The sequence below is a fragment of the Scytonema hankhaensis NUACC26 genome (assembly GCF_045865695.1).
In the GTDB taxonomy this organism is placed as follows: domain Bacteria; phylum Cyanobacteriota; class Cyanobacteriia; order Cyanobacteriales; family Nostocaceae; genus Scytonema.
This window is the reverse complement of sequence record NZ_BAACAP010000204.1, coordinates 1-23,571: the sequence shown is the minus strand read 5'-3', so window position 1 is coordinate 23,571 and position 23,571 is coordinate 1. Positions and strand designations below refer to the sequence as shown.

The window sequence follows — 23,571 nt, the reverse complement described above, 5'->3', positions numbered from 1 at the left end:
GACTGTGCTTTAGTTAGTATAATTTTTTTTATATATAATATTGGTGTAAACTACACAATAAAGTTAATAGAGGCGTAACTTATATGAAAATGGAACCTGCATACACCTCTGTGGGAAAAATTTTTGAATACAGGCCGATGTTTTTTATTCCTAAGTATCAAAGAGCTTATGCATGGGAAGCTGAATCTGTTGATGATTTTATTAAAGATTTAAAAAACTGCTTTGAAAGAAGAAAGTCACATATACCTATTAATCATTTTTTTGGAGGAGTTCTCTGTGTTAGGTATCCTGTTGCAGGAGCCGTTAACCAACACGAATATGAAATTATTGATGGACAACAAAGGATGTCAACTTTCACATTATTAATGTCTTGTTTAATTAAGATATATAAGGAGTTGTTGGAAGAAGCTAAGAATTTAAGAGATTCAAATAATGAATTTATTCTGGAGGGACGGATTAAAGAGCTTTCTGAAAGATTTATAGAGTTTCGACAAGAAGTTCAACGAAAGGTAAACTCTGTCGAAGTTATGACACTATCAAGAGTAGATCATTCCTTTTATAGGGAACTTATTCGTGGAATAAATCCATCTCCTTCACGAGATTCTCATCAAAAGATTAATTACGCATATCTAACTTTGCTAAAAGCAGTAAGAAATATAATTAGTCCATCAAAGTTAGAAGAAAAAATGGACGATATTGAAATCATTCAAAATAAAGTTACTCTAAACTCTTTCAATAAAAACGGTTTCAATCTATCGATCGCATTCACGTATTCTGAAAAACATCATGTTGCTCTTTAAAAGTTCTCTGTGTAATGTTCAAGCTTACATCACTCGCTAAAAAGTCGATGCCATCAATAAGTTTTGGTATTTGAGAGTCATCAATACGCAAACCTGAAAAACATTTTTCTCTATAATCTGTCCTGTCTTGAAAACGCTGCACTGCTGCTTTCAAAGGACGCATGACCTCATATGCTTTTTCTGCTTTCTCAATAGCTGCTTTTGGAAGTGGAGATTGCAGCCGGAGAACAGCTAAATCTATTAGGTCTCTCGATTGAACGCTATCATCCATAAAGCGATCGCTATTTGCAAGTAATTTGGCAGTAAAGCAATCATTTAAGCTTAAACAAGCAACTGGTGACCAATCTGGATATCTAGGTAAATCCAGTTCAAAACGAGCTTCTGCAATAATCTCAGTTTTGATAGGCATACCTTCTACATTAATTACCATTCGGATACCGTATTGATCTGTTGTACTACGTCCGAGTTGAATTCGATTGAGGTCGCGAAATAAAGCACTGTAACCAGCTTCAAATATTATTGTACGAAGGTATCTATAGCCAGAAGAAGAAATCGAACAGATAAAATCAATATCTTTACTCCAACGATACTCTTCATTATCCAAAGTAATAACGGTTCCGCCACCAAAGTAAGCAAAACTTTTCTGAAGTACTTCAGCATTCAAGCTCTCAAGAATCGTTAAAATTTTGTTATGGTAATCGTACTTAAATTTCATAGCTCAACTAGTAGCCAAGAGTGATAACGTTCTGCAAGTTCCCTAAGAAAATTCAGTTCTTCACCCTCAAGGTTATTAAATATCTCTCGATATCTCCATCCGCGTTCGTAGCGGCTCAGCATTTCCTCTGGAGTGAACTGATAAACATTCTCTGTTTGCCAGCAAATTGCTTCCAAAAAAGGTAATTTTTTAGAAATAAATTTATCAGCGTCCATCAGCGTTCATCGGCGGTTAATTTTCTTTTCCTGTTCCTCACGAAAGTGGGAATTGCTATAATCAGTTTACATAATTTGGCAAAATTACTAACCCTCTCAAACTAGAAGATGGTTGAATGAGTTCAGTGGGAGGTAAAAAGCGTCCCCCTTCAATCGTTTGTAGACCAAAAGCATCTTTTACTTTGCCAATGGTTGTAAATTGACTGTACGGTATAGGAGTTAATCATCCTCCTTAGCGAACAGTTCTAACAATCCCACTGTACCAACGAAAAAAGTGTAAGTGCCATATTGTATTGGCAATTTTTTTCTGGAAGGTGCGTAAAAAGCTGCAATAACCCCTTCAACAAAATGGATCGTAACGGCAAAACGCTCAATCCAAAAAACAGGATTTAGCATATTTGGTAGCCGAGCGTTTGTGAGTCTTGCATAAAGATTCCACAATTCCAATCCCATTGCACTTCGGCAACGCGAAATTGGCTACAGTACCAACAATCAAAATGCAGAGATTCCCGTTATTTATACTATTGGCAGCTGGTGTGATATTGAGACGAGAGTTGAGTATGGTTCGTGTTGTCCATTAACTTGCCCGGTTCTTAAACACGGTGTTGTACCTGAAAACTTGAACTTAGCTTTGAAGACGACAAAAGATGTTGTCAAGTGGGACAGTGCCTCTGGTATTCAGATGAAAGTAACCACACAGCTACGCCATGAACTTGAGAATTTTGGTAATATCAACTCTGACGTTTTGCAACGCAATATAGCCAAACTTGACAGTGCTTTCAGTAACTTTTGGAAGAATGGACGTGGCTTCCCGAGTTATCTTCGGGTTTTGGACTGCTTTGAGTACAAACCAGGGCAAGTTAAATTAGTTTCAATTAGGTCTACCTACGCTGTTATTTATCTGCCAGGTATTGGCAACATCAAAATGCATAACAGCAGGGACTTAACTCTTATTAAACAAGTGAGAACTTGCACTGTCAAACGCTCTGGTGGTTATTGGTTTATCTCAATGTTGGTAGATATACCAGGTGAATTACCGAAGTTTATTTGTACTAATTGTCAGTACACCGAGCACGCAGACACCAAAGCGTCTCGGACGATCGCTCTTCGAGTGGGACTGGTCTTTCCCAAAAACGTTATTGTTGACCCTACCTACGGACTGTGGGGAAGTCATGCCTGTGAAGATATCGCTGCCGTTGGGCGGGGAGTCCAGGAACCATGCCTACGGGGTTATAGGTACTCAGTTGAGCCTTTTTGACTTAGCTGGGTATACTAAGCCTGACAATCGGAAATCTAAGAGATATGGCTGAAACTCTTAGAGAATCTCTGTCACTTTAGTGCAGAGAGCGTCAAAATATTATAGCAGTCAGAATTTTCACGGTATTCAAGATGGCTACCTGAATTGTATAGCAGCTATAACTTACGATCTTGTCACGGCATTTGCTTCACCACCTAATGAAATTTGGATTCGCAAGCAGTTAATAGCTGCAATTCAGTGTCAGCCAAAAAGAATTCTCGATCTCGGATGCGGTACGGGTTCTAGTACGTTGATGTTAAAGCAAAATTTTCCGCAAGCAGAAGTCATCCGATTGGATTTGTCACCATATATGCTAGTTGTAGCAGATTACAAAGCACGGCAAGCGGGATTAAACATACAATGGCTGCATGGACTAGCGGAAACTACCGATCTAGAAGAAGCTTCTTTTGATTTAGTGACAGCATCCTTTTTATTGCACGAAGCACCAACGCAAATTTCACAGTTAATTTTGCAAGAATGTTTCCGCTTAATTAAACCGGGCGGACAATTGATTATTCTGGATGGAAATCAAAAAAAGCTACGTCATGCAGATTGGTTAATCAAACTTTTCCAAGAACCTTATTCAAAAGTTTATGCAGCAGAGAGTGTGGATGATTGGATGAAGACAGCTAGATTTGAAAATGTACAAACAAAATATGTAGGTTGGATTAACCAGGTGACATATGGTATTAAGATTTCACCAAAATTGGAGATGCCAAGCTTCTAGGCAGCTTAGTTGTTCAAAAATCAAATAGGAGTCCTATAGTTCTTCTTGCTTTCCGGCGAGCATTCCAATTATTTGACTAATATAAAAAAACATAACACAGATCTGTACTGACCCATGCTTATCTCTACCGAAACATACATTCCCTTTCCACGTCCGCTGGTTTATGCCACATATCGCGACAAGCTTGTCGAACTTGTACCCTACTTGCCAAATGTGCGACACGTTGAAGTCAAATCGCGTACTGAGAAGGGCGATCGCATTTACTTTGTGAACGAGTGGCATGGCGGTGGTGAGATTCCAGCTGTAGCGCGTGCCGTACTTAGTGAAACAATGCTCTCGTGGACTGATATCGCTACCTGGAACGAGTCGGAGTTCACTGCTGAATGGCGTATCAAGACACACGCTTTCACAGAGGCAGTCCGATGTGCTGGCGTTCACCGCTTTAAAGAAGCCGATCGCGGCACTCTAATTGAAACCCGTGGCGAGATTGTTATCGACACCAAGCAGATTAAGGGAGTACCCCAGATGCTTACAGGCATAGTAGGGCATACAGTTGAAGATTTCCTCAGCAAGAATATCAGACCGAACATACTACAGATAAGCAAAGGTGTTCATCACTACCTAGAGCAAAGTCAAAAAGTTGATAATTAGTCTGACATCTTATCATCATTCAAAAGTCTATGCAGCAGAGAGTGTGGATGATTGGATGAAGGCAGCTAGATTTGAAAATGTACAAACAAAATATGTGGGTTGGATTAACCAGGTGACATATGGTGTTAAGAGATGTTCAGTGATTTTACCATAAGGAATTTTGTCAACAACGCAAAAAAAGAAAGAAAAATGCTCAACAAGTGGAAGCGATCGCGGCATAGATTTTCCCATGCCCAATGCCTTAAAACATAATTGTTCTACCTTGTTCTTGAGCATCTTTCTTTGTGTAAGAAACACCATCAACTTTAATTCCTTGTGAATTCAAAAGCGTGATAATGCCACCTTCATTGCCTAACTGAATATCTGTGCCTGAAAGCTTGACTATTATTGTGTTTCCAGGCTCAAGAACACCATCAAGTAGCAACTTTCGTTTTAAGCGATCCGCAATTGACCAGCCGTTCAAGTTGACTCTGCTAGAAGTTGTATTGAGTAAAGTCACAGTTTCTCTGCCAGAGTCAGCACCTAGGGGGTTTACCAATGCACCAACAATCCGAACCTCTGCTCTGGTGACTGGCTCTGTTGGTAGTGTAGGTTCAGTTCCAACTCTAACGTCTATTGGATTACCAGTGCGATCGTCTGTATGGAAGGACTGAGACTGAAATGCAAAAAATGCTGCTAACCACTGGTTCCTATCTTGAAAATGAATGAACAGCCCACCATCTTGAAAAACACCGTTATCTTGGCTGAACTGTCCACCGCTACCCTGATTCATATGAATGTTATGAACGCCTCGACCTGGTTTGAAACCAAAAATTTTGTCTGCTTTGTCTTCAGGTCCCCAAGGTTCTCCAAAAACGTACAAATCGGCATTTTGATTGTTTAGCGATCGCTTAATAAATAAGTCGATAATGTCGTGTAAATCATCTTCTTGTCCCGGAGCATCAGCTGGTAGAGCTTTCAGTTGATTGGCAGAGAAAAAGTTACCGCGAATGTAATCTAATGCAATACCTCCTGCTTTCCGCTCTGATTCCTTGATTTCGGTAAAGCCGAGTTCTAAGTTAAGCAGTTGGTTAGTAATTGGATGCTCAAAATTATCATTTACGAGATAGAGCAAATCGACGGGAGCCTGAACCGATTTCACATTAATGGCAAGACGGTATTCATCTCTACTGTCTTTGGCAAGAACTTGATAGTGCGGGCTTTTGTCATCTTCCCTTTCCAGTTTGCTGTCTACAGCCTTACATTTAAGAACTCCGTAGCGTTTTAGCGACATATACTCTCCATTGGTCAATTTCAATGAATACTCTCAAAAATTGGTACTTTGAGTCGTCAGGCGTTCTCAATTCAAAATTGTACTAAATCGGTAGATACACGGTTTCCGCTTCTCAGTAGACTCATGTTACTCTAAATACGAGTATGTTGAATCTAGTGCATTTATCTCTTAAACAGTCTGTTTCTGAGGGAACCCTTTTCTGTATTAATGTAACAGTAAATTTCAAAAAATGATAATTATTGTAAAAAATAACGTGCCACTAATCTAGGACGGGCGGAGACGCTCCGCAGTCGCCTCAACGGGGGGCTTTGGGGCCCCCTCTGGGGAACTCGGGGCCCCCACGGAGTGGGGATAAGGGGCAAGGGGGGAGACCCCCGCACGGTGAGCCAGCGCTGCAGGAGGGTTTCCCTCCGAAGGCGACTGGCGAACCCCGAAGGGGCGCTGCTCTCCGTCCCACAAAATAGCTAATTTATTGCTTGGATAACCCTAGACACATTTGTATAGTTATTTACTCCCTTCCCGCCAGAAAACTACCATTACAGGTAGGTAGGGCTATGCCCACCAACGGCGAATGGTGGGCACTGCCCACCCTACAAAGTTCGTTAATTTTAGAGCGGAAAGGGAGTAGTCCATCTCCTTGGGAGTCATTTTGGGTGCTCTGCCATGACGTTACCCTTACCCAAAAATGATTCATGGCTACTACTTCTTTGAATGTAACGGTTGATTGGAATGCTGTTGAAGGACAGACAAAAGATGCGCATTTTGGCATCAATGTCTATAGGGCTGTTGCAGATGCTGGTAACTCAAAATATCGCAACAACATGAACCACATGAGTCCGGGAATAATCCGCTTTCATAATATGGATTATATGAAGGACTCTAGCAAAGATCATGGCTTAATTGATACTAAAAATCAAACATGGGACGTTGAAAAAGTCGTTAATACTATTCAAGCTTCCATTGATATGTTTGGTACAGACCAGCAGCCCCAACGTATGTTCAATATTCCTTCATGGCCAAGTTGGATGGATACCAACAATGATGGTTATTTAGATAGCGATCGCTTTGACGACTATGCAAAATTATGTGCGGATTTAGTCAAGATTGTTAACAAAGATAATAACTTAGGAGTTCAATATTGGGAAATTACTAACGAAAAAGACATTGAGTACTTTAGTATTTTCCATACCAAAAGCGGTTGGGGTAAGCTAATCGATCCGAATCAACCAGATCGCTTGGATGAACTAATAACTATTTATAACAAAGTTGCCGAAGCAATGAAGGCAGTCGATCCAAGCATCAAGGTAGGTGGACCTAGTATTGCTCGTCCCGACTTAGTACCTTTTTATGAGCCATTTGTCAAAGGAACATTAGAGAATCTAGATTTCTTTACCTATCACTATTACCCTACGGGTAGCGCTTCGACTCCAGACGCTGAAGTCTTTAACGCTACTAATTCTATTGGAAAATACACAAAAACTATTGTTGATACGCTCAAGAAAATCAGCCCCAATCGAGATATTCCTGCCATGCTAGGCGAATATAACATCAGCTGGACTTGGGAAACTCACGATCCACGGATGACCAATAATAAAGGGGCAGTTTTTGATGCACTATCAATGATAGAAGCGATCGAGAATGGTGCAGCAGCAGCGCTTTCTTGGAATGAAAAAGACGGTAGTTACGGTAAAACAAGTTATAACGATACTTTACGTCCTGGTGGGGAACTCCTACACTTGTTTAATGAATATTTAGTTGGTAATCGTATCTCTACAACTAGCAATAACAGTAATATCACAACTTTTGCAATAGATCGTCCTAGTTCTCATAAAGCCTATGTTTTAATTAATTCATCCAATAGCCCTCAAGAAGTTGCTGTCACATTCAATAATTGGAACTCAACATCATCTAATGTCAGCAAACATATTATTTCTGACTCTGGTTATAGTCAAGAATTGACTGCTTGGGATACGGTCAATAACAGTACTATCTTGCTACCTGCAAACTCTGTTCTTCTCTTTGAAGATGGTAGTCCAGAGGTAAGTTTGCCTTCGACTCCCGAACCGATTCCCACGATTCCTGACGACACTCAAGGAAACACAAATGGTTCTGATGTCGGTTTGCCTTCGACTCCCGAACCGATTCCTACGATTCCTGACGACACTCAAGGAAACACAGGTGGTTCTGATGTCGGTTTGCCTTCGACTCCCGAACCGATTCCCACGATTCCCGACAATACTCAAGGAAACACAGGCGGTTCTGATGTCGGTTTGCCTTCGACTCCCGAACCGATTCCCACGATTCCCGACAATACTCAAGGAAACACAAATGGTTCTGATGTCGGTTTGCCTTCGACTCCCGAACCGATTCCCACAATTCCCGACAATACTCAAGGAAACACAGGCGCTTCTGATGTCGGTTTGCCTTCGACTCCCGAACCGATTCCCACAATTCCCGACAATACTCAAGGAAACACAGGCGGTTCTGATGTCGGTTTGCCTTCGACTCCCGAACCGATTCCTACGATTCCAAGCGACACTCAAGGAAACACAGGCGCTTCTGATGTCGGTTTGCCTTCGACTCCCGAACCGATTCCCACGATTCCTGACGATACTCAAGGGAATAGTGGCTTGAGTCAGGACATTTCTTCGCAAATAAATTCTGGCAGTCCTATATCTACCCCTGAAAATATTAGTGCAATTAGCACAGCCTCTAGTCCTACTTTAACAACTCTCCAACAGTCTTCTACTCCAGCTAATTTAAGCTCGTACAACCAGCCAGATCGCTTGGATAATATCGAGTTTTCATCAAAAACTAAAGATTCAAGCACAAACATTGCTTCTTTATTACTTAGTAGTGGTAAGAACGTGAGTCAGAGTCTTAAGTCAGCGATCGATACTCCGCGTAATAATATTTTCGGAAACCAAGTCACAAATAAGACTACTATCGGCGAGCCAGAGATTGCAGCTGTATTAAATCCTTCAAAAGACTCTCAAGCTCCACTACTTGACTTGCGTCAGACCGACCTTAATAAAGATGGTCAGGTTGATAATAAAGTTTTTGTCAATTTTTATGACGTTAAGAGTCATGCAGTCTATAACAATACTGTAGGATTCTACAAAATTGCCAATATAGATGGAGCAGTTTTTGACTCTTTAACAGGCAAATTAATTCCTCCAGGTGAAAAAGGTTACGTTCAACTAGCGCTAGAACAACGGGTCATGGAGGTAGAGCTAAATCGAAATACAGGTCAACTCATAACTCAACTTGAGGGTGGAGCATTATATGCTCCTTACCTAATTGCAAGTGGTACTGTTCAAGAGTACCTCGGTAACATATCTGGCAATCCAACTAGCAACCAAACACCTCAAGCATTCTTTGGTTATGGAGTAGGGAATCCTGACAACATCAATCACGTTAAGTTACTTGGGAAAAATCAATTGGGATTTGAGGATACACTTGGTGGGGGAGACAAAGACTTTAACGATCTCATGTTCAAAGTAAAAGTGCAAAGCAGTTAATTCTGCTAATGAAGACCCATACGGCAATTCCTACGGGCAATGTTGATAATTCTTGACTCTAAACAACCGCATCCCGTTAGCGGTTACGAGTAAGGACGTTCCCATATCTGCCAAAACAGCAACTGCTAACCCCACAAAACCAAAAGTACCTAACAGCAAAAACAGTCCCTTAGTCACGAGCGAAAAGACAAGATTCTGCTGAATCACTAACACGGTGTGACGGCTCAAATCTACTGCATAAGCAAGTTTTCTCAGGTCACTGCCTACCAGCACGACATCTGCTGTTTCCAGAGCAATATCGATTCCACCTACGGCAAAGCTAACATCCGCAGCAGCTAAGGCAGGTGCATCGTTGATGCCATCGCCAACCATGCCGACCACTCCAGAACGGCGGAGCTGATAAATCTCTTGAAGCTTATCTTCCGGTAGTAACTCCGCTTGATACTCGGAAACGCCAATCTCTTTGGCAATCTGCTGAGCAACCGCAGTGCGATCGCCCGTCAACATGACAAAGTGTTTCAGTCCAACTTGTTTGAGGAGCCGCACAGCTTCAGAAGCTTCTAACCGTACCCCGTCTGCTAAAGCGATCGCTCCTTGCACTCCTGAGCGCGTTCCTACAAGAACAGGGGTTTGTCCTTGAGCCTCAATAGCAGCCAACAACTCTTCTACTTTCTCTGACAGTGAAATCTCAAGTTCTGTAAACAGACGGCGATTGCCGACAAAGTATACTTGTTCCTTTAATTGCCCCCAAATCCCTCTTCCTGGTAGAGCATTAAAGTTGTGAGGCGACTGTAACTCTAATCCTTGAGCCAATGCCTCAGTCACAATCGCTTGTGCTAAAGGGTGTTCGGACTGCTGCTCTAAGCTAGCAGCAATCATCAGTAAGTGTTTTGCCACTCTGTTGTCCAAGTCATAAACCTCTTGAACGACTGGCTTTCCTTGGGTGAGGGTTCCTGTTTTATCAAAGGCGAGGGTATTCATGCGCCCCGCTGTCTCTAAAGCATTTCCTCCTTTGAACAGAATTTTAGAACGGGTTGCAGCACCAATAGCGCTGACAATGGAAACCGGGGTAGAAATAACCAAAGCACAAGGGCAAGCGATCGTCAGCATCACCAGCGCTCGATAAATCCAAACGTTGAACTCTTGAGCGAAAACTAATGGGGGAATGAGAGCAATGCCAACAGCTACTAGAAGTACAACAGGTGTGTAGATAGCAGCAAAGCGATCTACCCATTGCTGCGTGGGTGCGCGGCTTCCTTGTGCTGTCTCAACTAGGTGAATAATGCGTGCAACGGTAGTGTCGCTTGACCGATGAGTGACTTGGACTTCTAGAAAACCTGTTTGATTTAGGGTTCCGGCAAAGACACGCTCTCCAGGGGCTTTGTCTTCTGGAATAGATTCTCCGGTGATGGGGGATTGGTCAATTGCTGAATTACCAGAAATAACAATTCCATCTAATGCCACGCGCTGCCCTGGTCGAATGGTCAACACCTCACCAATCTCAATTTCCTCCACTCGAACAGATAGCTCTTGGTTGCCTCGTTTGACAGTGGCAGTGGGTGGGGTCAAATTCATTAATTTACGAATGGCATTGCGGGTACGACCAAAAGTGAAACTCTGTAGCGTTGTGCCTAGTGCAAACAGAAAAACGACTAGCGCCCCTTCAAACCAGTCCCCTAAGATTACTGCCCCAATTGCTGAAATGGTCATTAGCAAGTTCATATCAGCTTGACGTGATAATAACGCAAACCAACCCGCCCGTGCTATTGGATAGCCAGCTACTACCATCCCTATGCCATAAAAAGCCCGTGCTAGCCAGATGGGTAGCGCTAACTGCTGCGCGATCGCCCCCAACAACAACCCTACCCCGGAGAAGATAATGCTTTGTCCTTGACGACTAGATATCCAAAACCGCCACTCGATCAAATCTTGTTTCTGCGTTTTTTCCTTTGCACGTGAAGCACTGGTTGTTACAGGTGTGCTTTCTTCAATGGCTTCAACGGTATATCCCAACTCTTGTATACGCGCTTTTATCAACTTTTCCTCAACTTGTCCTGGGTCATAGGAGACAATGAGCTTGCTACTAGCGAAGTTGACAGACGCATCAGCAATCCCAGGCATTTGCATGAGATTCGCTTGAATAGTCTTGGCGCAACTTGGACAATCCATCCCGCTTAAGAGCGCTTGTAGGGTTTTGAATTGAGGTGGTTCAGCCACATCAACGGTGTAACCCAAAGCAGTAACACGCTCGGCAATTGCCGTTTCGTTTAAGAGTTTCGGGTCATAGTACACACTCAAACGTCCTGTTGCAAACTTCACTTCGGCTTCAGTAACACCTGGTAACTGCTTTAAGCTAGCTTCAATGGTTTTGGCACAACCACCGCAGTCCATACCACCAACTAGTGCCTGTAGGGTTTTGACAGAGGGAGCCTCATTCATTGGGAAAACCTGCTAATACTAGATTGCTCTCAATCCAGGCAACATCCTGGACTATCATGCAGTTAGAGATATCCGGGTAAAATTACACGGTTCTCTATCCCGAACAACATATCAGTGAGAACTGATATTTATTAATAATAGCGCCCTCTGGACACTAATGCTTTCTAAAACTCAAATTGCTAAAGATAAAATAACCGATCTGAAGGTCAAACTATTTCGGGGGTTTTCTGACCACTCGCGTATGTCTATCCTCAATGCCTTGCGTTCAAGACCGTTAACTGTCAATGAGATTGTAGAAGCGACAGGACTCAACCAGTCTAATGTTTCTAACCATCTTGGGTGTTTGCGTTGTTGTGATTTGGTTGTCCGTCAACAGCAGGGGCGTTTTGTGTACTATCAACTCAGTGATGAACGAATAGCCCAACTTCTCGATCTAGCAGATGAATTATTGGCTAATGTGGCTAAGGGTGTAAACTCTTGCGATCGCTATGATTAAAGACGGTTGGTAGGTGAGTAGCAAACATCAAACTACTTAAAAAGTATGCGACAACTTTGGTGTCTTGTAGTAACTACCCAAAAAAGTAAACGGATAAATGCTCAGTGTTAACGCCTTTTATCCTTTTCGGCAGTAGCAGTAGATGAACTTCTGCTCCGTTCCAAATGGCGTTTGGTGAGACTCCCTTGTGCTGTCCACCAATTCAAAATCATCCCCAAACTCGTCATGTAGGTTGTCTGGATTATATCTCACAACTTCCAAACCACTGCAACGTTTGGGACCATCTTGAGTAAAAGTAGCGACAATAACATGACCGCCTGGTTTGACCGAGTATTGGACGGTCTCCACATAACGCTGGCGGTCTTTGAGATGAGTCAGAAAGTGGAACACAGCACGGTCATGCCAAATATCGTAGAAATGATGAGGCAACTGTGCTCGTGTGATGTCAGCTTTCAACCAAGTGACAGAACCCGCACGTGAGCCTAGCCGTTTTTGTGCCACCTGGAGCGCCGCCGCCGAGATGTCCAAAACCGTAATGTGCAGAAAACCATCGGTCATCAAGTCATCTACTAAAGTTGAGGCTCCGCCACCCACATCAATGATATGTCGTGCTTTATCTACTCCAGTGAGCTTGATGAACTCAACTGACAACTCTGAGTGTTCTTGATACCAACTGACCTGAGTGACGTCCTTTGTCTCGTAAACTTCTTCCCAATGTATTTTGGTTTCCATATTTAAATTACTTATTTTGGTTTGTAACTCTGTAACGTTTGGAAAAAGTATTAAATTTTCATTATTACATAATGCTGATATTTACGATACAGTTGCTTTCAAATTTAATTCATGTGGATATAGCGCAAAGTTGTTTAAGTACTTAACTCCCAGTTTATCGCACGTCCACCGCATCCACATAACTAAGATTCTCCAGTATACTTCTCCACGAAACTTAAACATTTTAACCAATTACTAACTGAGGTATTGCTTTACTACTTATTACGATATTACGATAATGCAATAGCCAATAGCAGGCGATCGCAACTGGTATGTTGGTAAGTGAGTAGCAAACAGCAAACTACCGAAAAAGTATGCACTTTGATGTATTGTAAAAATCCCGGTTGGAAACCACTATCAATAGTTCTCAATCCGGTCAAAATTATCGGGTTAGAAATTATGTTATATCAAGTGTCTGCTGAATACTAAATTGAAGGAACTTCAAAAAACCCTCAATCTCCTGATTTATCTTATCATTTCCATTTTTTCCCAACTTAGTTGTTACCAATTTTACTCTAGTTTTACTAATTAAGTAGGTAAAGTATGTTTCAATTTTAAAAGACTTGATAAACAGCAAAAATACTTTCAAGATAGTTATTGATAGTAATAAATGTCTCCTATCTTATGAGTGTTTCATCAATAATTATTCTAGCGGTAATTTTTTTGGGAGCTAGCATTATTAGCGTGATTGCTGGAAGCACTTCCCTGATTACCGTTCCAGTCATGCTTGAGTTTGGAGTAGAGCCGCGCATCGCCATTGCTACTAATATGCTGGCATTAACATTAATGAGCGTTGGTGGTACACTACCTTTTTTTGGGAAAAAGGTGATTAATACTAGAAGGTTACCATTACTAGTATTCTTAACACTTATGGGTTCAATTTTGGGTGCATTACTTGTTCTCGTTGTCCCATCGAAATCAATGCCACTTATTATTTCTATCTCTATGATTGCCGTCGCTATATTTTCAATTATCAACCGCAATGCAGGACTAGTTCCAGTAGAAGGAATACCTTCACCAATAGCTGAAATTGCTGGCTATCTAGCCACTTTTCTACTTGGTATTTATGGTGGTTTTTTCAGTGGTGGTTATGTAACTTTACTGATAGCTATCTATGTAATGCTATTTCGTATGACTTTTGTTGAAGCAATAGCAACGACTAAACTGATTAATATTTTTTCCTCATTTATAGCTACTCTTATTTTCATAAACCAAGGATTAATAGATTATCAACTTGGAATAATCCTTGGTGCTGTCATGTTTATAGGTGGTGTAATTGGTGGACGTATGACTCTGAAATTAAGCAATATCTGGTTGCAACGTATTTACCTAACAGTAGTTACTATCTTGGCATTCATAACGTTGCGAAAATCTCAGCAACAACATCAGTAATTTATTTGTTTGTACATAAGAGGATAATTTCACCTCTTTAGGCTTGCTTCCGCTACCATCAATCCTCACACAATGCCAAAACGAATTCTGGTTGTACGACAAACCCTTTCACCAAAAGCAAATGAAAATGAACAGGTCCACGAAAGTTTTTGGCATGACCACGAACACGTTCATGATGACCATCATTAGCACGACCATCATATAGGAATACCAACAGAGGAACCTCATACCTATTCTCATCAACACACTCGTATCCGTCACTCACATCCTTATATTGTTGATAGTCACCATTGTGCTAAGTAGGGATTAAGAGGTTACGTAAAGTGGTGATGCTATTAATTTGCTCTAACTTGTGGCTTGAGCTTCGACTGTATCAGCAATCCGCTCGCCATACCGATCCCCACAAAAGCCGTCAAGTAGAATAAACCAAGCAACCGGACAAACATCGGTGGTGCAATCCCCTCCACTTCAACTAGCTGTGCCACTTTCACGGGTGTAAATTGACGCTTAGAACCTGGTAGAGGAGTTGCTTCCACCTCGACTTTATGAGGTGAACCATCAAAAAATTGTTCCTGCCATGCTAATTTGCCCTGAGAGTTGGAAATACCTTTGTAGGCAAAGACTGTTAAATTATCTTCTAAGGCGATCGCCCTCACCTGAAGCCCCACATCCTTCAGAGGTTGTCCTGTTGCAGTATCCTTCACCTGTACCGCTAAATTAGCAAGTTTTCCTACAGTCGCATTTTTACTTCCCTCAAAGCGAACTTCCAACCCTTGAGATTTCTGAACTGATGGTGCGATTGCTTCAGTACTGCTATTGTGTCCACTGCCATGAGCTTCTGCGATTTCTGCACTAATGTTGATAAACAATAGGGTTACTATAGCGACCACTGTCAACGCACTTAACAACAGACGCACTGAGTGCGGCGCAATTTCTCCGGATCGCAGTTTTTCTTGTCCACCGATAACCCAACCACCCAACAATCCTACTGATAGTAAAATAGCTGCGACGACCGCAAAATATTTATATTTGACTGGATTTTCCCGGACATTCAGATTCAAGACTTGCTCATAAGGGGCAAAAGTATTTGCTACTAAGGGTGACACATTCACCCGCAGTTGGTAATTCCCACGGATAGGTAACATTTGCTGAATTTCTAGCTTACCATCAGGTGCAGCAGCATTCATTTGCAGCAATTTTGTTCCCTCAACAATGGGAAAATCTGTTGTTAACCAAGGATTAGGCGGCGGCGTCAGAATTTGTAAGCCAATTAGGGCATTTTCTAAGGGTTTACCTGCAGCATTAACAGCTTGTAGTGTCAGGGTAACAGGAGATTGTTCTTTTTCTGTTCCTGCTTCAAAGGGGTAAATACGTTCTAGGGATGGGTTAGTGGAGAGTTGCACTCTAGGTGTAGGAGTTTTGGTTTGCCCTACAAAGGAATAAAGAATTGACAACGCGATGCAAACAGCACTGAGTGCCCCTAACAGTTGATATTTTTTCATAAAACCTGATTATTCTAAGGAAAAACATTGGCGCGGATTCCGCGCCATTTTAGCGCCATTATTTTGTTGAGTGTCTTAGTAAAGCTAAGAAGCACCTAAAAAATATTGGAATTCTGATAATTTAGTGACATGCAACGCCTAAGGTATGGTGACGCGCTGAGTGTGTTGTGTTGTGAGCTGCAGGATAAGTAGAAAAGAAAAAAGTCCAGATAACAAGAGTTGATAGTAGCATATAAAGTGTTACCTGCACAGGCTTGGACAACGTAATACTTGCGGTCTTCTGTAACACTGAGGGACGAGAAAAAGCAGTCATTTTTGACCTCTTATAATTAATTTAAGTAGTCCATTATAGTTTAAATTTGAAATAAGAATTTTCTTATTTTTAGAGATTTCATGAGAATTTTCTTATTTTTTAGGCTGATATTTAATACAAATAGGTGGAGATAGAAACTTTCTGATGATGAGTCTTGTCAAACTAGTTATTCTAGGAAAAAATTCACTTGACCTTTGGATAGTGAATCAAATAACCTGAGCGGTCATACACCTTTTCAAGAAAACCCATGAACAGAAAACTTGTACTGAATTTGCTTTCTAGTTCTACAATTTTTATGTCGCTAATGTCAACGCTGGCAATCATCAATCCTGCCCATGCTGCTACTACGACCCAGCGATTAATGCACACTAAAGATGGTCGTACCTGCATCACTCATCCCCACGGTAACTACACTTTGGTTTGCATTAAAGATTCAGAAAGAAAGCCGGGTGCTTCCCCTGTAAGTTCAACAACCATTACCACAGGAAAATCAGACCAGAATGTTGCCATGCTCAACTTTACTGAGGAGGAAAGCAACGCTGCCATTCAATTATTTAGTTGTGACTGTCCGTATTGTATAAATTCTTTACGTCAGCTGCGCGGTACTGGAAACTTAGTGTACTAGTATTTTTGTAGCTGGCTGAAAATCAGGGGCAATTGAACGATGAAGGTGCTACCTTTTCCAAGTTCGCTTTGGACATGGAGGCTACCCCTGTGAGTCTGAACAATTGCGTGAGCGATCGCCAGTCCCAATCCCGAACCACCTGTGCGGCGCGAGCGATCGCTATTAACGCGGTAAAAACGATGAAAAATTCGCTTCTGCTCGTGAGGTACGATGCCAATGCCCGTATCTCGCACTTCAATCACAGCATGACTATTGCTGCGCTTAAGAACAATATTTACATAACCGCCACCGGGAGTGTATTGAATAGCATTAGCAATTAAATTAGAAAGCAAGCGTAAAAGTTGGTCTTCATCCCCCATCACATATATTGGTTGATGATAAAGAATAGAAGATGTGAGTGTCAAAGAAGCTATACTTGCTAATGCAGAAAACTCTTCTGTCAGGTCATTAATTAAAACGTTAAGACAGCAAGGGAGCAATTCTGTCGTCAGCGTTTGCCGATCCAATCGAGAGAGTAGCAGTAGATCCTGAACTAGTTCAGCAAGTCGGTAACTCTGACGCTTAATAGATGTGAGGGTATCTCGTGCTTCTGGCTCGGATAGATACTCCAGATCGAGTACTGTTTCCACTGTTGCATTAATCGCTGCTAGAGGAGTACGCAACTCATGGGAAGCATCAGAAGTGAACTGTTGCATTTGTTTATATGAAGAGTCAATTGGTCGCATCGCCAACAGAGCTAGCCACCAACTAGAACCGCCAACTAGGAGTACCGTAATTGGCAATCCCAGTACTAAAACCAATTTCAAAGCAGCGAGACGACTATCAAGTTCTTTGAGAGAGCGTCCCACTTGTATATAGCCCCAAAGCTGATTATCTTGAGTGTGCAAGGGTAGAGACATTTGGTTGTAACGATTGCTTTGTGAGTCTTTAACGGTTTGCCACACTTGTGTGACTGGCATAATCTTAGGCAATTCGTTAGGCTGAAAACCTGCCACAGCAATCAACCGTCCCGAAGTATCAACAAAACGGATATAATATTGTTCATCTTTGTAAAGAACATCAACAATGCCGTGTTCAAAGTGGGCAAGTTGATTGTGAGTAAAGATTTTTTGGGTGGGACAGCTCGACTCGGCTTGACAAAGATTTGGTAAAACTAACTGAAAAATTTGCTCCGTGCGACCAGGCTTTTTCAGATTTGCTTCAATCACATTATGCAGCGTGACTGTTACAGACTCCACTTCCCGATTGATAGAAACCAGGTAAGCTTGAATGATTACCTCATACACGGCGAAACTGCAGAGGGACATAATCAAACCCATAACCCCTGCATACCAAAGAGCAAGCGTTACGCGAGTCTTACGAAACAGTCTCATCTGCATTGCTAGGATTCAAACGATAACCCATATTAGGGACGGTTTCAATTAAACCATCACAACTATATTCCGACAGTTTGCGTCGTAAAAGTCGAATTTGAGCAGCTACCACATTACTAATACGTTCTGCGCTGAAGGTATAAAGATGACTCAAAATTTGGTCGCGGGTAACAATTATGTTGGGACGTTTCATGAAGTATTCCAGCAGATGGAATTCCTTCTTTGTTAAAGTAATGACCTGCGTGTCACCATTAGGGCGCTGACGAGAAACTGTACAACTACCGTAGTCTAGGATAAGACAACCAACTTGAAGTTGCTGAGGTTGGAAGGAGGGCGATCGCCTTTGCAAAGCCCGCAACCGCGCTAGTAGTTCCGCCATGCCAAACGGCTTCACCAGATAGTCATCCGCCCCTGCATCGAGTCCCGCTACCTTATCTGCCATGCTGTCTTTTGCTGTTAGCATTAGCACAGGCAAAGAGTTGCTACGAACCCGTAAACGCTTACACAATTCTAAACCTGATATTCCAGGCAGCAACCAATCAAAGATTGCCAGTGTATATTGCGTCCACTGGTTTTCTATACAACTCCAAGCTTCAGTGCCATCTAAAACCCAATCAACAATATATTTTTCCTGGCTCAATTTGCGCTTAATTGACGCGCCCAAGTCTGGCTCATCTTCAACTAGCAGAATTTTCATACAAGCAGCTGCGCTTCTTTAAGTTAGGATCGAGAATTATGCAGTCAAGCTACATCAATTAGTAGCTCTGCATTAATACCAATGAGTATAACATAAAGTTTGTAGAAATTTTTACAATAGCTTCCTGATATTTTTTACGTGACTTATACCAACTTTGTAAAGTGGTTCAATTAGCTCTCTATTTATTACTTAAAAATTCATTGATTAAATCATAATAATCAGTATTTTCAATCTACACTTGTGGATTAGTAATGACGAAACCGAGCTACACCTATAGGAATTTCTGCATCACTGCCAACTACTTTAGCCAAAAAGTGGTAGACAAGACCATTACCACCAGTTCGTCGTTGTACACTGTTGAGGTCAATATGAAACTTAGTGTTAGGAGTCACTGGTTCAGGGAAAGCTAGTATTATTGTTTTACCGTTAACAGAAGCATTAGTGTTAATTTTCTGCTCATTTTCATCCTCAACATCGATCTTCTTGATGTCATTACTTACAGTTACAGTGGATGGAACCTTAATAATGAGTTGCTGAAGAGCCTTGCTATTCTGGGGAACGTGTAACTGGAAAGTATACCTAACGGTACGCCAGCAAGTAGGAGGAAATTGGACGTTTCCATGAACATGGGTAACTGTACTATCATCTAAATTGGCACTTGCAAAATCAGTAGGAATTAAGACTGCGGTAGCTAGAGCAAATGCAGCAGCATAAATTAAGATTTTTTTCATTTGACGCCTCTAAATAATGAAGTAAAACGAGCGTGAGAATCTTATACGGACAAATGGCCCCGTTACTCAATAGCTTGACATAGTAAAATGAAATTAGGATGAAATTTTATTCTGTTAAAGGTCATTTATTAAAAATCAAGTAGAATTACTTAAATATCAGCAATTACCATGAAAATTTATCAATTAAAATTTGGGAAATTGAGCTATACCTACCGGAATTTCTTTGTCACTGCCAACAATTTTAGCTGAAATACTGTAAATAGAAGCAGGACCTTGAGTTGGTTGTTTAACTTTATTAAGTTTAATTAACAGCTTATTACTATCAATCACTTTTTGAGGGAAAACTATTATAATTTTTCTCCCAGATACAGAAATATTAATATTGATTTTTTGACCATTTTCATCCAAGACATCAATATCACTACTTACAGCTACAGTGGATGGAACATCAATAATTAACTCGGAAAGAGCGTTGTTATCTTGAGGGACGTGTACTTGAAAAATGTGTTGAACAAGCCGCCAACTATTAGAAGGAAATTCTACATTCTTATCAACATTGGGAACTTTACTATTATCTGTTGCGGCAGTTGCAGAGCGAGCCAAAATTGAAGCTGCGATAACTAAAGCGAATGCAACCGTGTATATCAGAATTTTCTTCATCTTAACTGTTAATCCGATAAAGGATGACAACCATATTGCAGATTCACCCTTGATGCATAAACCTTTCCTTAACTAGGATGACAGAGCGCTATGAAATCAGGATGAAATTTTGACGGTTTAAGAAAAATTATTAAATGAGTTACACTGAATAGCTAGTACTACAACAAGGCTTTAATGAAGCAATGAATGTTTTATATCATGTCCGCTTGTATACCCTAAATAAAACTCACGCAAAGACGAGGCAGCGCGTTGCGGGGGTTCCCCCCGTTGTAGCGCCTGCCGTTAAAGGCGCTAAGAAATTAAGAAACTTTTCCGCATGGTTATGCTACCGGACATGATATTAGACCCTGGTTCAAGAAAAAGGCGAACGCTCAAAAACTGATAGAACCATTAAGAGTATAGAAATCGTTATTTTTGGCTCTTTCTCACCTTTAAACAACATTCTCTCGAGCAAGAGGACATGGAGAACTCGGATCGCCAGTCTCTATCTGGAGTGTAGTGTGTTCAATGCGGAAATGGTCGTGCAGCTCTCGATTGACCTGCAAAAAGCATCACCAGGAAATCCTGTAGGCATAACCAAATGAGCTGTGAGCGCTGTCTCGGTCAACTGCTAAGATTATTGATTAACAGTAAAACGACCATCTACCTTTTCACCACCAACATCGGCAGTAACTTTTACCGGATATTGACCGGGTGCGTTTCCAGGAAGCGCCGCCGTATAGACTTTATTCTGAGCATCATATTTAAAATCTAAGGTTTTTTGAGTTCCATCGGGGAGTTGAACTTGAGCTGTGACTTTGGCGTTGGGTACTTCTTCGTGTTTTTCTCCTTTTTCTATAATGAAATCTAAATGAGAGTTGTTGCCTTCTTTCTCAGAAACTAACTCTAAATGATATTGACCTGACTCGACAACTTGACCACCATGAGAATGCTCTTTGTCACTATGCTCAATTTTGCCGTGTGATTTAGTAGTCTCAGTTTTTGAGGTATTTGCTGCGGTAGAAGATTCTGTGTTACTTGCCGAGTTATTTTCTTGGGTTGCATTACTACAAGCACCTAAGAAAAGCAGCACAAAACTTCCCAGAACAATCAAGCCAGATTTGAGAGATTTCATGAATTTATACTCCTTTTCAATCATTAAGAATTGAGACAAAATTGAGTCAATTTACATTTTCACACAACTGACTATTGAACAATGTAAATATTTGGTATTTGCACGATCTTTTTATGAATCAAAAAGCTGTCAAATATGGTATCAACTATCGCTCAAAGACTGCTTGAACTGCCTTGCCATTTCCCCCAAATGAAGGGGTTCGCTTGGGCATTAAGAAAGAACCAAATTTGGCATACAAAGCTGGTAATACCATTAGCGTTAACGCTGTAGAAGTAAACAACCCACCTAACACAACTATCGACAGAGGCTGTAGAATTTCCTTTCCAGGACCACCTTCAACCACCAAGGGTGCTAATCCTAAAGCTGAAGTAAAAGCTGTCATCAAGATAGCGTTAAGACGTTCCATCGAACCTTTCATCAAAACTTCTTTGAAAGTCATTCCCTCAGCAAATTTAGTATTGTAATTATCTACTAGTAGCAAACCGTTACGAGTAGCGACACCAAATAAAGTGACAAAACCAACAAGAGAGGCTATGGAAATCACGCCTCCAGTCAAAGCCACTGAAAATACTCCCCCTACTAACGCCAAAGGCAAGTTAATCATAATCATGATTGTAGAGGGAATAGATTTGACAGAAAGATACATGATGACTGAAATTACGGCAAAGGCAATGGCACTAAAAAGTAAAATATTCTGAGTGGCTCGTTCTTGTGCTTCAAATTGCCCTGCATACTGAATATAATAACCCGAAGGTACCTGCACTTGTTGCTGAACTTTGTCACGAGTTTCATTGACAACAGAACGCAAATCTCTACCACTAGCATTAGCAGAAACAACAATCAAACGAGAAACATTTTCCCGGTTAATAGTGTTTGGACCAGTCCCAATGTCAATTGTGGCAACTTGTGCCAAAGGAATCTTTTGACCTTTCGGAGTATCAACTAACAAGTTGCGAATGGTATCTAAGTTTTGACGGGCATTCGGCTTTAACCACACAATTAAATCAAAGGTTTGTTGTTTCTCCAAAACTTGGGACACCACTCTTCCATTGAAGGCAGTTTCAATAATTTCCGAAAGTTTTCCGACTGTTAAACCATATTGAGAAGCGGATATTCGGTTAAATTTAATTTGTATCTGTTCTACTGGAACTTGGGGTTCAAGTTGCAAATCAACAATTCCCTCAACCGTTTTCATCACCTCATTTACTTGACTCCCAATAGTACGGAGTTGTTCTAAGTCAGAGCCGAAAATTTTCACTGCGATCGCACTCCTAACCCCAGACAACACTTCATCCATCCTATGAGAAATAAAACCACCAATATTTGGCGCAACCCCTGGTATTTTGGCAAATTCAGACCGCAGCTTTTCTATAGTTGCCTCCCTGTCTTCCATCCCTTGGTCGCTCAACTCAATATCAATGTGTCCTAAGTTCACTCCGGCTGCTTCTTCATCTCTTGGCGCACGTCCAGAACGCAACTGTACATATGGAAATCTCTTGTCATCTTTAAGCGCTGCTTGAAGTGCTTCGCCAGCTGCATTGGTAGCTTCTAAAGAAACCCCCGGATAGAGAGTCATAGTATTCACCAAAGTTTGCTCCTGAAACTTTGGTAAAAACACGCTTCCAAAGGAAGGAACAATTACCATTGCGGCTATGAGCAAAGCAGCAGCGACAACTAATATAATTGCAGAATATCGTAAAGTAAATTGTAACAGGGGACGATAAAGTCGCTTAAAAAATCTTGCAACCCAAGGCTCGGTTTCTGGCAAATGTCCGTGAGGCAAAAGAATTGCACATAAAGCTGGAGTTACAGTTAATGCTGTCACACTAGAAGCAATGACTGCTGCTAAATATCCCAATCCCATTGGAATAAAAATGCTTCCTTCTACACCAGTCAACGCAAAAATTGGAGAAAAGACAACTATTGTAATAATGGTGGCTCCAAAGACTGAATCGCGCACTTCCTGACAGCCATCAAATACCACATCTAAAACGGGACGTGGATTGAGAGAGTGTTTATTTTCTCGCAAACAACGGTAGACATTTTCTGCATCCACAATTGCATCGTCAACCGCCGAACCAATTGCGACTGCTAAACCTCCCAAAGTCATTGTATTTAAACCTTGCCCCAACCAATTAAGCAACATTACCCCAACCAGCAAAGATAGCGGAAGCGCTGTTAAACAAACAGCGAGGTTGCGCCAATTCATTAAAAATGGTATGAGGATAAGGGCAACAATAATACTGCCTTCAACTAAAG

Annotated in this window: 22 protein-coding genes and 2 pseudogenes; 8 read left to right on the top strand and 16 right to left on the bottom strand. The window is 41.3% G+C overall.

Annotation, left to right across the window (positions count from 1 at the left end; translation table 11 throughout):
- The first annotated feature begins 83 nt into the window (after positions 1-83).
- Positions 84-800, top strand: coding sequence for a DUF262 domain-containing protein (locus ACKTT2_RS24225; protein ID WP_407891290.1), 717 nt, complete (start codon positions 84-86; stop codon positions 798-800).
- Here ACKTT2_RS24225 and ACKTT2_RS24220 read toward each other — a convergent pair.
- The 3 genes from ACKTT2_RS24220 to ACKTT2_RS24210 form a co-directional block, all read right to left on the bottom strand.
- Positions 766-1,515 carry a nucleotidyl transferase AbiEii/AbiGii toxin family protein gene (locus ACKTT2_RS24220; protein WP_407891288.1) on the bottom strand — a complete coding sequence of 250 codons (750 nt, stop codon included), beginning with the start codon at positions 1,513-1,515 and terminating at the stop codon, positions 766-768. The two genes, ACKTT2_RS24225 and ACKTT2_RS24220, sit on opposite strands and share 35 nt — an antisense overlap.
- On the bottom strand, positions 1,512-1,730 hold the full coding sequence (locus ACKTT2_RS24215; protein WP_407891286.1) for a hypothetical protein: 219 nt from the start codon (positions 1,728-1,730) through the stop codon (positions 1,512-1,514). Before ACKTT2_RS24215 ends, ACKTT2_RS24220 begins: the two co-directional genes overlap by 4 nt.
- 219 nt (positions 1,731-1,949) lie before the next feature.
- Positions 1,950-2,126, bottom strand: coding sequence for a hypothetical protein (locus ACKTT2_RS24210; protein ID WP_407891284.1), 177 nt, complete (start codon positions 2,124-2,126; stop codon positions 1,950-1,952).
- Between the two features lie 235 nt (positions 2,127-2,361).
- Here ACKTT2_RS24210 and ACKTT2_RS24205 point away from each other — a divergent pair, with 235 nt between their 5' ends.
- The 3 genes and pseudogenes from ACKTT2_RS24205 (at position 2,362) to ACKTT2_RS24195 (ending at position 4,405) form a co-directional block, all read left to right on the top strand.
- The gene (locus tag ACKTT2_RS24205; RefSeq protein ID WP_407891282.1) at positions 2,362-2,988 is read left to right on the top strand and encodes a hypothetical protein; all 627 of its coding nucleotides are present in this window, start codon (positions 2,362-2,364) and stop codon (positions 2,986-2,988) included.
- Between the two features lie 97 nt (positions 2,989-3,085).
- A pseudogene (locus ACKTT2_RS24200) lies at positions 3,086-3,754 on the top strand (class I SAM-dependent methyltransferase); the annotation flags it as partial.
- Between the two features lie 114 nt (positions 3,755-3,868).
- Positions 3,869-4,405: a hypothetical protein gene (locus ACKTT2_RS24195; protein ID WP_407891280.1), complete on the top strand. Its 537-nt coding sequence runs from the start codon at positions 3,869-3,871 to the stop codon at positions 4,403-4,405.
- 241 nt (positions 4,406-4,646) lie between these two features.
- Here the strand turns inward: ACKTT2_RS24195 and ACKTT2_RS24190 are convergent, their stop codons facing one another.
- Positions 4,647-5,678, bottom strand: a complete 1,032-nt coding sequence (locus ACKTT2_RS24190) for a DUF2278 family protein (RefSeq protein WP_407891371.1) — start codon at positions 5,676-5,678, stop codon at positions 4,647-4,649.
- A 692-nt stretch (positions 5,679-6,370) separates the two neighbouring features.
- On the opposite strand from ACKTT2_RS24190, the gene ACKTT2_RS24185 reads away from it, so the two are divergent.
- Positions 6,371-9,199 (top strand): DUF4114 domain-containing protein, encoded by a 2,829-nt coding sequence (locus tag ACKTT2_RS24185; RefSeq protein WP_407891278.1) that lies wholly within the window; start codon positions 6,371-6,373, stop codon positions 9,197-9,199.
- Positions 9,200-9,229: 30 nt separating this feature from the next.
- On the opposite strand, the gene ACKTT2_RS24180 is transcribed toward ACKTT2_RS24185, so the two are convergent.
- Positions 9,230-11,638 (bottom strand): heavy metal translocating P-type ATPase, encoded by a 2,409-nt coding sequence (locus tag ACKTT2_RS24180; protein ID WP_407891276.1) that lies wholly within the window; start codon positions 11,636-11,638, stop codon positions 9,230-9,232.
- A 157-nt stretch (positions 11,639-11,795) separates the two neighbouring features.
- Between ACKTT2_RS24180 and ACKTT2_RS24175 the strand changes: the two genes are divergently transcribed.
- Positions 11,796-12,134, top strand: coding sequence for an ArsR/SmtB family transcription factor (locus tag ACKTT2_RS24175; protein WP_407891274.1), 339 nt, complete (start codon positions 11,796-11,798; stop codon positions 12,132-12,134).
- 117 nt (positions 12,135-12,251) lie between these two features.
- Here ACKTT2_RS24175 and ACKTT2_RS24170 read toward each other — a convergent pair whose 3' ends face one another.
- Entirely contained in the window at positions 12,252-12,866 is a 615-nt protein-coding gene (locus ACKTT2_RS24170) for a class I SAM-dependent methyltransferase (RefSeq protein WP_407891272.1), read from the bottom strand.
- Positions 12,867-13,529: 663 nt separating this feature from the next.
- Here ACKTT2_RS24170 and ACKTT2_RS24165 point away from each other — a divergent pair.
- Positions 13,530-14,297, top strand: coding sequence for a sulfite exporter TauE/SafE family protein (locus tag ACKTT2_RS24165; protein WP_407891270.1), 768 nt, complete (start codon positions 13,530-13,532; stop codon positions 14,295-14,297).
- Positions 14,298-14,355: 58 nt separating this feature from the next.
- On the opposite strand, the gene ACKTT2_RS24160 is transcribed toward ACKTT2_RS24165, so the two are convergent.
- From ACKTT2_RS24160 to ACKTT2_RS24150, 3 genes are all read right to left on the bottom strand, one after another.
- Positions 14,356-14,562 (bottom strand): hypothetical protein, encoded by a 207-nt coding sequence (locus ACKTT2_RS24160; protein ID WP_407891268.1) that lies wholly within the window; start codon positions 14,560-14,562, stop codon positions 14,356-14,358.
- A gap of 70 nt (positions 14,563-14,632) precedes the next feature.
- Complete coding sequence (locus ACKTT2_RS24155) at positions 14,633-15,799, bottom strand: hypothetical protein (protein WP_407891266.1); 1,167 nt, start codon at positions 15,797-15,799, stop codon at positions 14,633-14,635.
- Positions 15,800-15,920: 121 nt separating this feature from the next.
- Positions 15,921-16,112, bottom strand: a complete 192-nt coding sequence (locus ACKTT2_RS24150) for a CbtB domain-containing protein (protein WP_407891264.1) — start codon at positions 16,110-16,112, stop codon at positions 15,921-15,923.
- 247 nt (positions 16,113-16,359) lie between these two features.
- Between ACKTT2_RS24150 and ACKTT2_RS24145 the strand changes: the two genes are divergently transcribed.
- Positions 16,360-16,737, top strand: a complete 378-nt coding sequence (locus ACKTT2_RS24145) for a hypothetical protein (RefSeq protein WP_407891262.1) — start codon at positions 16,360-16,362, stop codon at positions 16,735-16,737.
- Here the strand turns inward: ACKTT2_RS24145 and rppB are convergent.
- From rppB to ACKTT2_RS24110, 7 genes and pseudogenes are all read right to left on the bottom strand, one after another.
- Complete coding sequence (gene rppB, locus ACKTT2_RS24140) at positions 16,734-18,116, bottom strand: two-component system sensor histidine kinase RppB (RefSeq protein ID WP_407891260.1); 1,383 nt, start codon at positions 18,114-18,116, stop codon at positions 16,734-16,736. The two genes, ACKTT2_RS24145 and rppB, sit on opposite strands and share 4 nt — an antisense overlap.
- Positions 18,094-18,807 (bottom strand): two-component system response regulator RppA, encoded by a 714-nt coding sequence (gene rppA / locus ACKTT2_RS24135; RefSeq protein WP_407891256.1) that lies wholly within the window; start codon positions 18,805-18,807, stop codon positions 18,094-18,096. The genes rppB and rppA overlap by 23 nt, the downstream gene beginning before the upstream one ends.
- Before the next feature lie 245 nt (positions 18,808-19,052).
- Positions 19,053-19,538: a DUF2808 domain-containing protein gene (locus tag ACKTT2_RS24130; RefSeq protein ID WP_407891254.1), complete on the bottom strand. Its 486-nt coding sequence runs from the start codon at positions 19,536-19,538 to the stop codon at positions 19,053-19,055.
- Positions 19,539-19,721: 183 nt separating this feature from the next.
- Positions 19,722-20,198, bottom strand: coding sequence for a hypothetical protein (locus tag ACKTT2_RS24125; RefSeq protein ID WP_407891252.1), 477 nt, complete (start codon positions 20,196-20,198; stop codon positions 19,722-19,724).
- Positions 20,199-20,629: 431 nt separating this feature from the next.
- Positions 20,630-20,802 (bottom strand): annotated as a pseudogene (locus ACKTT2_RS24120) (cation diffusion facilitator family transporter); the annotation flags it as partial.
- 12 nt (positions 20,803-20,814) lie between these two features.
- Positions 20,815-21,312 carry a hypothetical protein gene (locus ACKTT2_RS24115; protein ID WP_407891250.1) on the bottom strand — a complete coding sequence of 166 codons (498 nt, stop codon included), beginning with the start codon at positions 21,310-21,312 and terminating at the stop codon, positions 20,815-20,817.
- Between the two features lie 145 nt (positions 21,313-21,457).
- Positions 21,458-23,571: efflux RND transporter permease subunit (locus ACKTT2_RS24110; RefSeq protein WP_407891248.1), on the bottom strand; the 2,114-nt coding region annotated here is incomplete at its 5' end.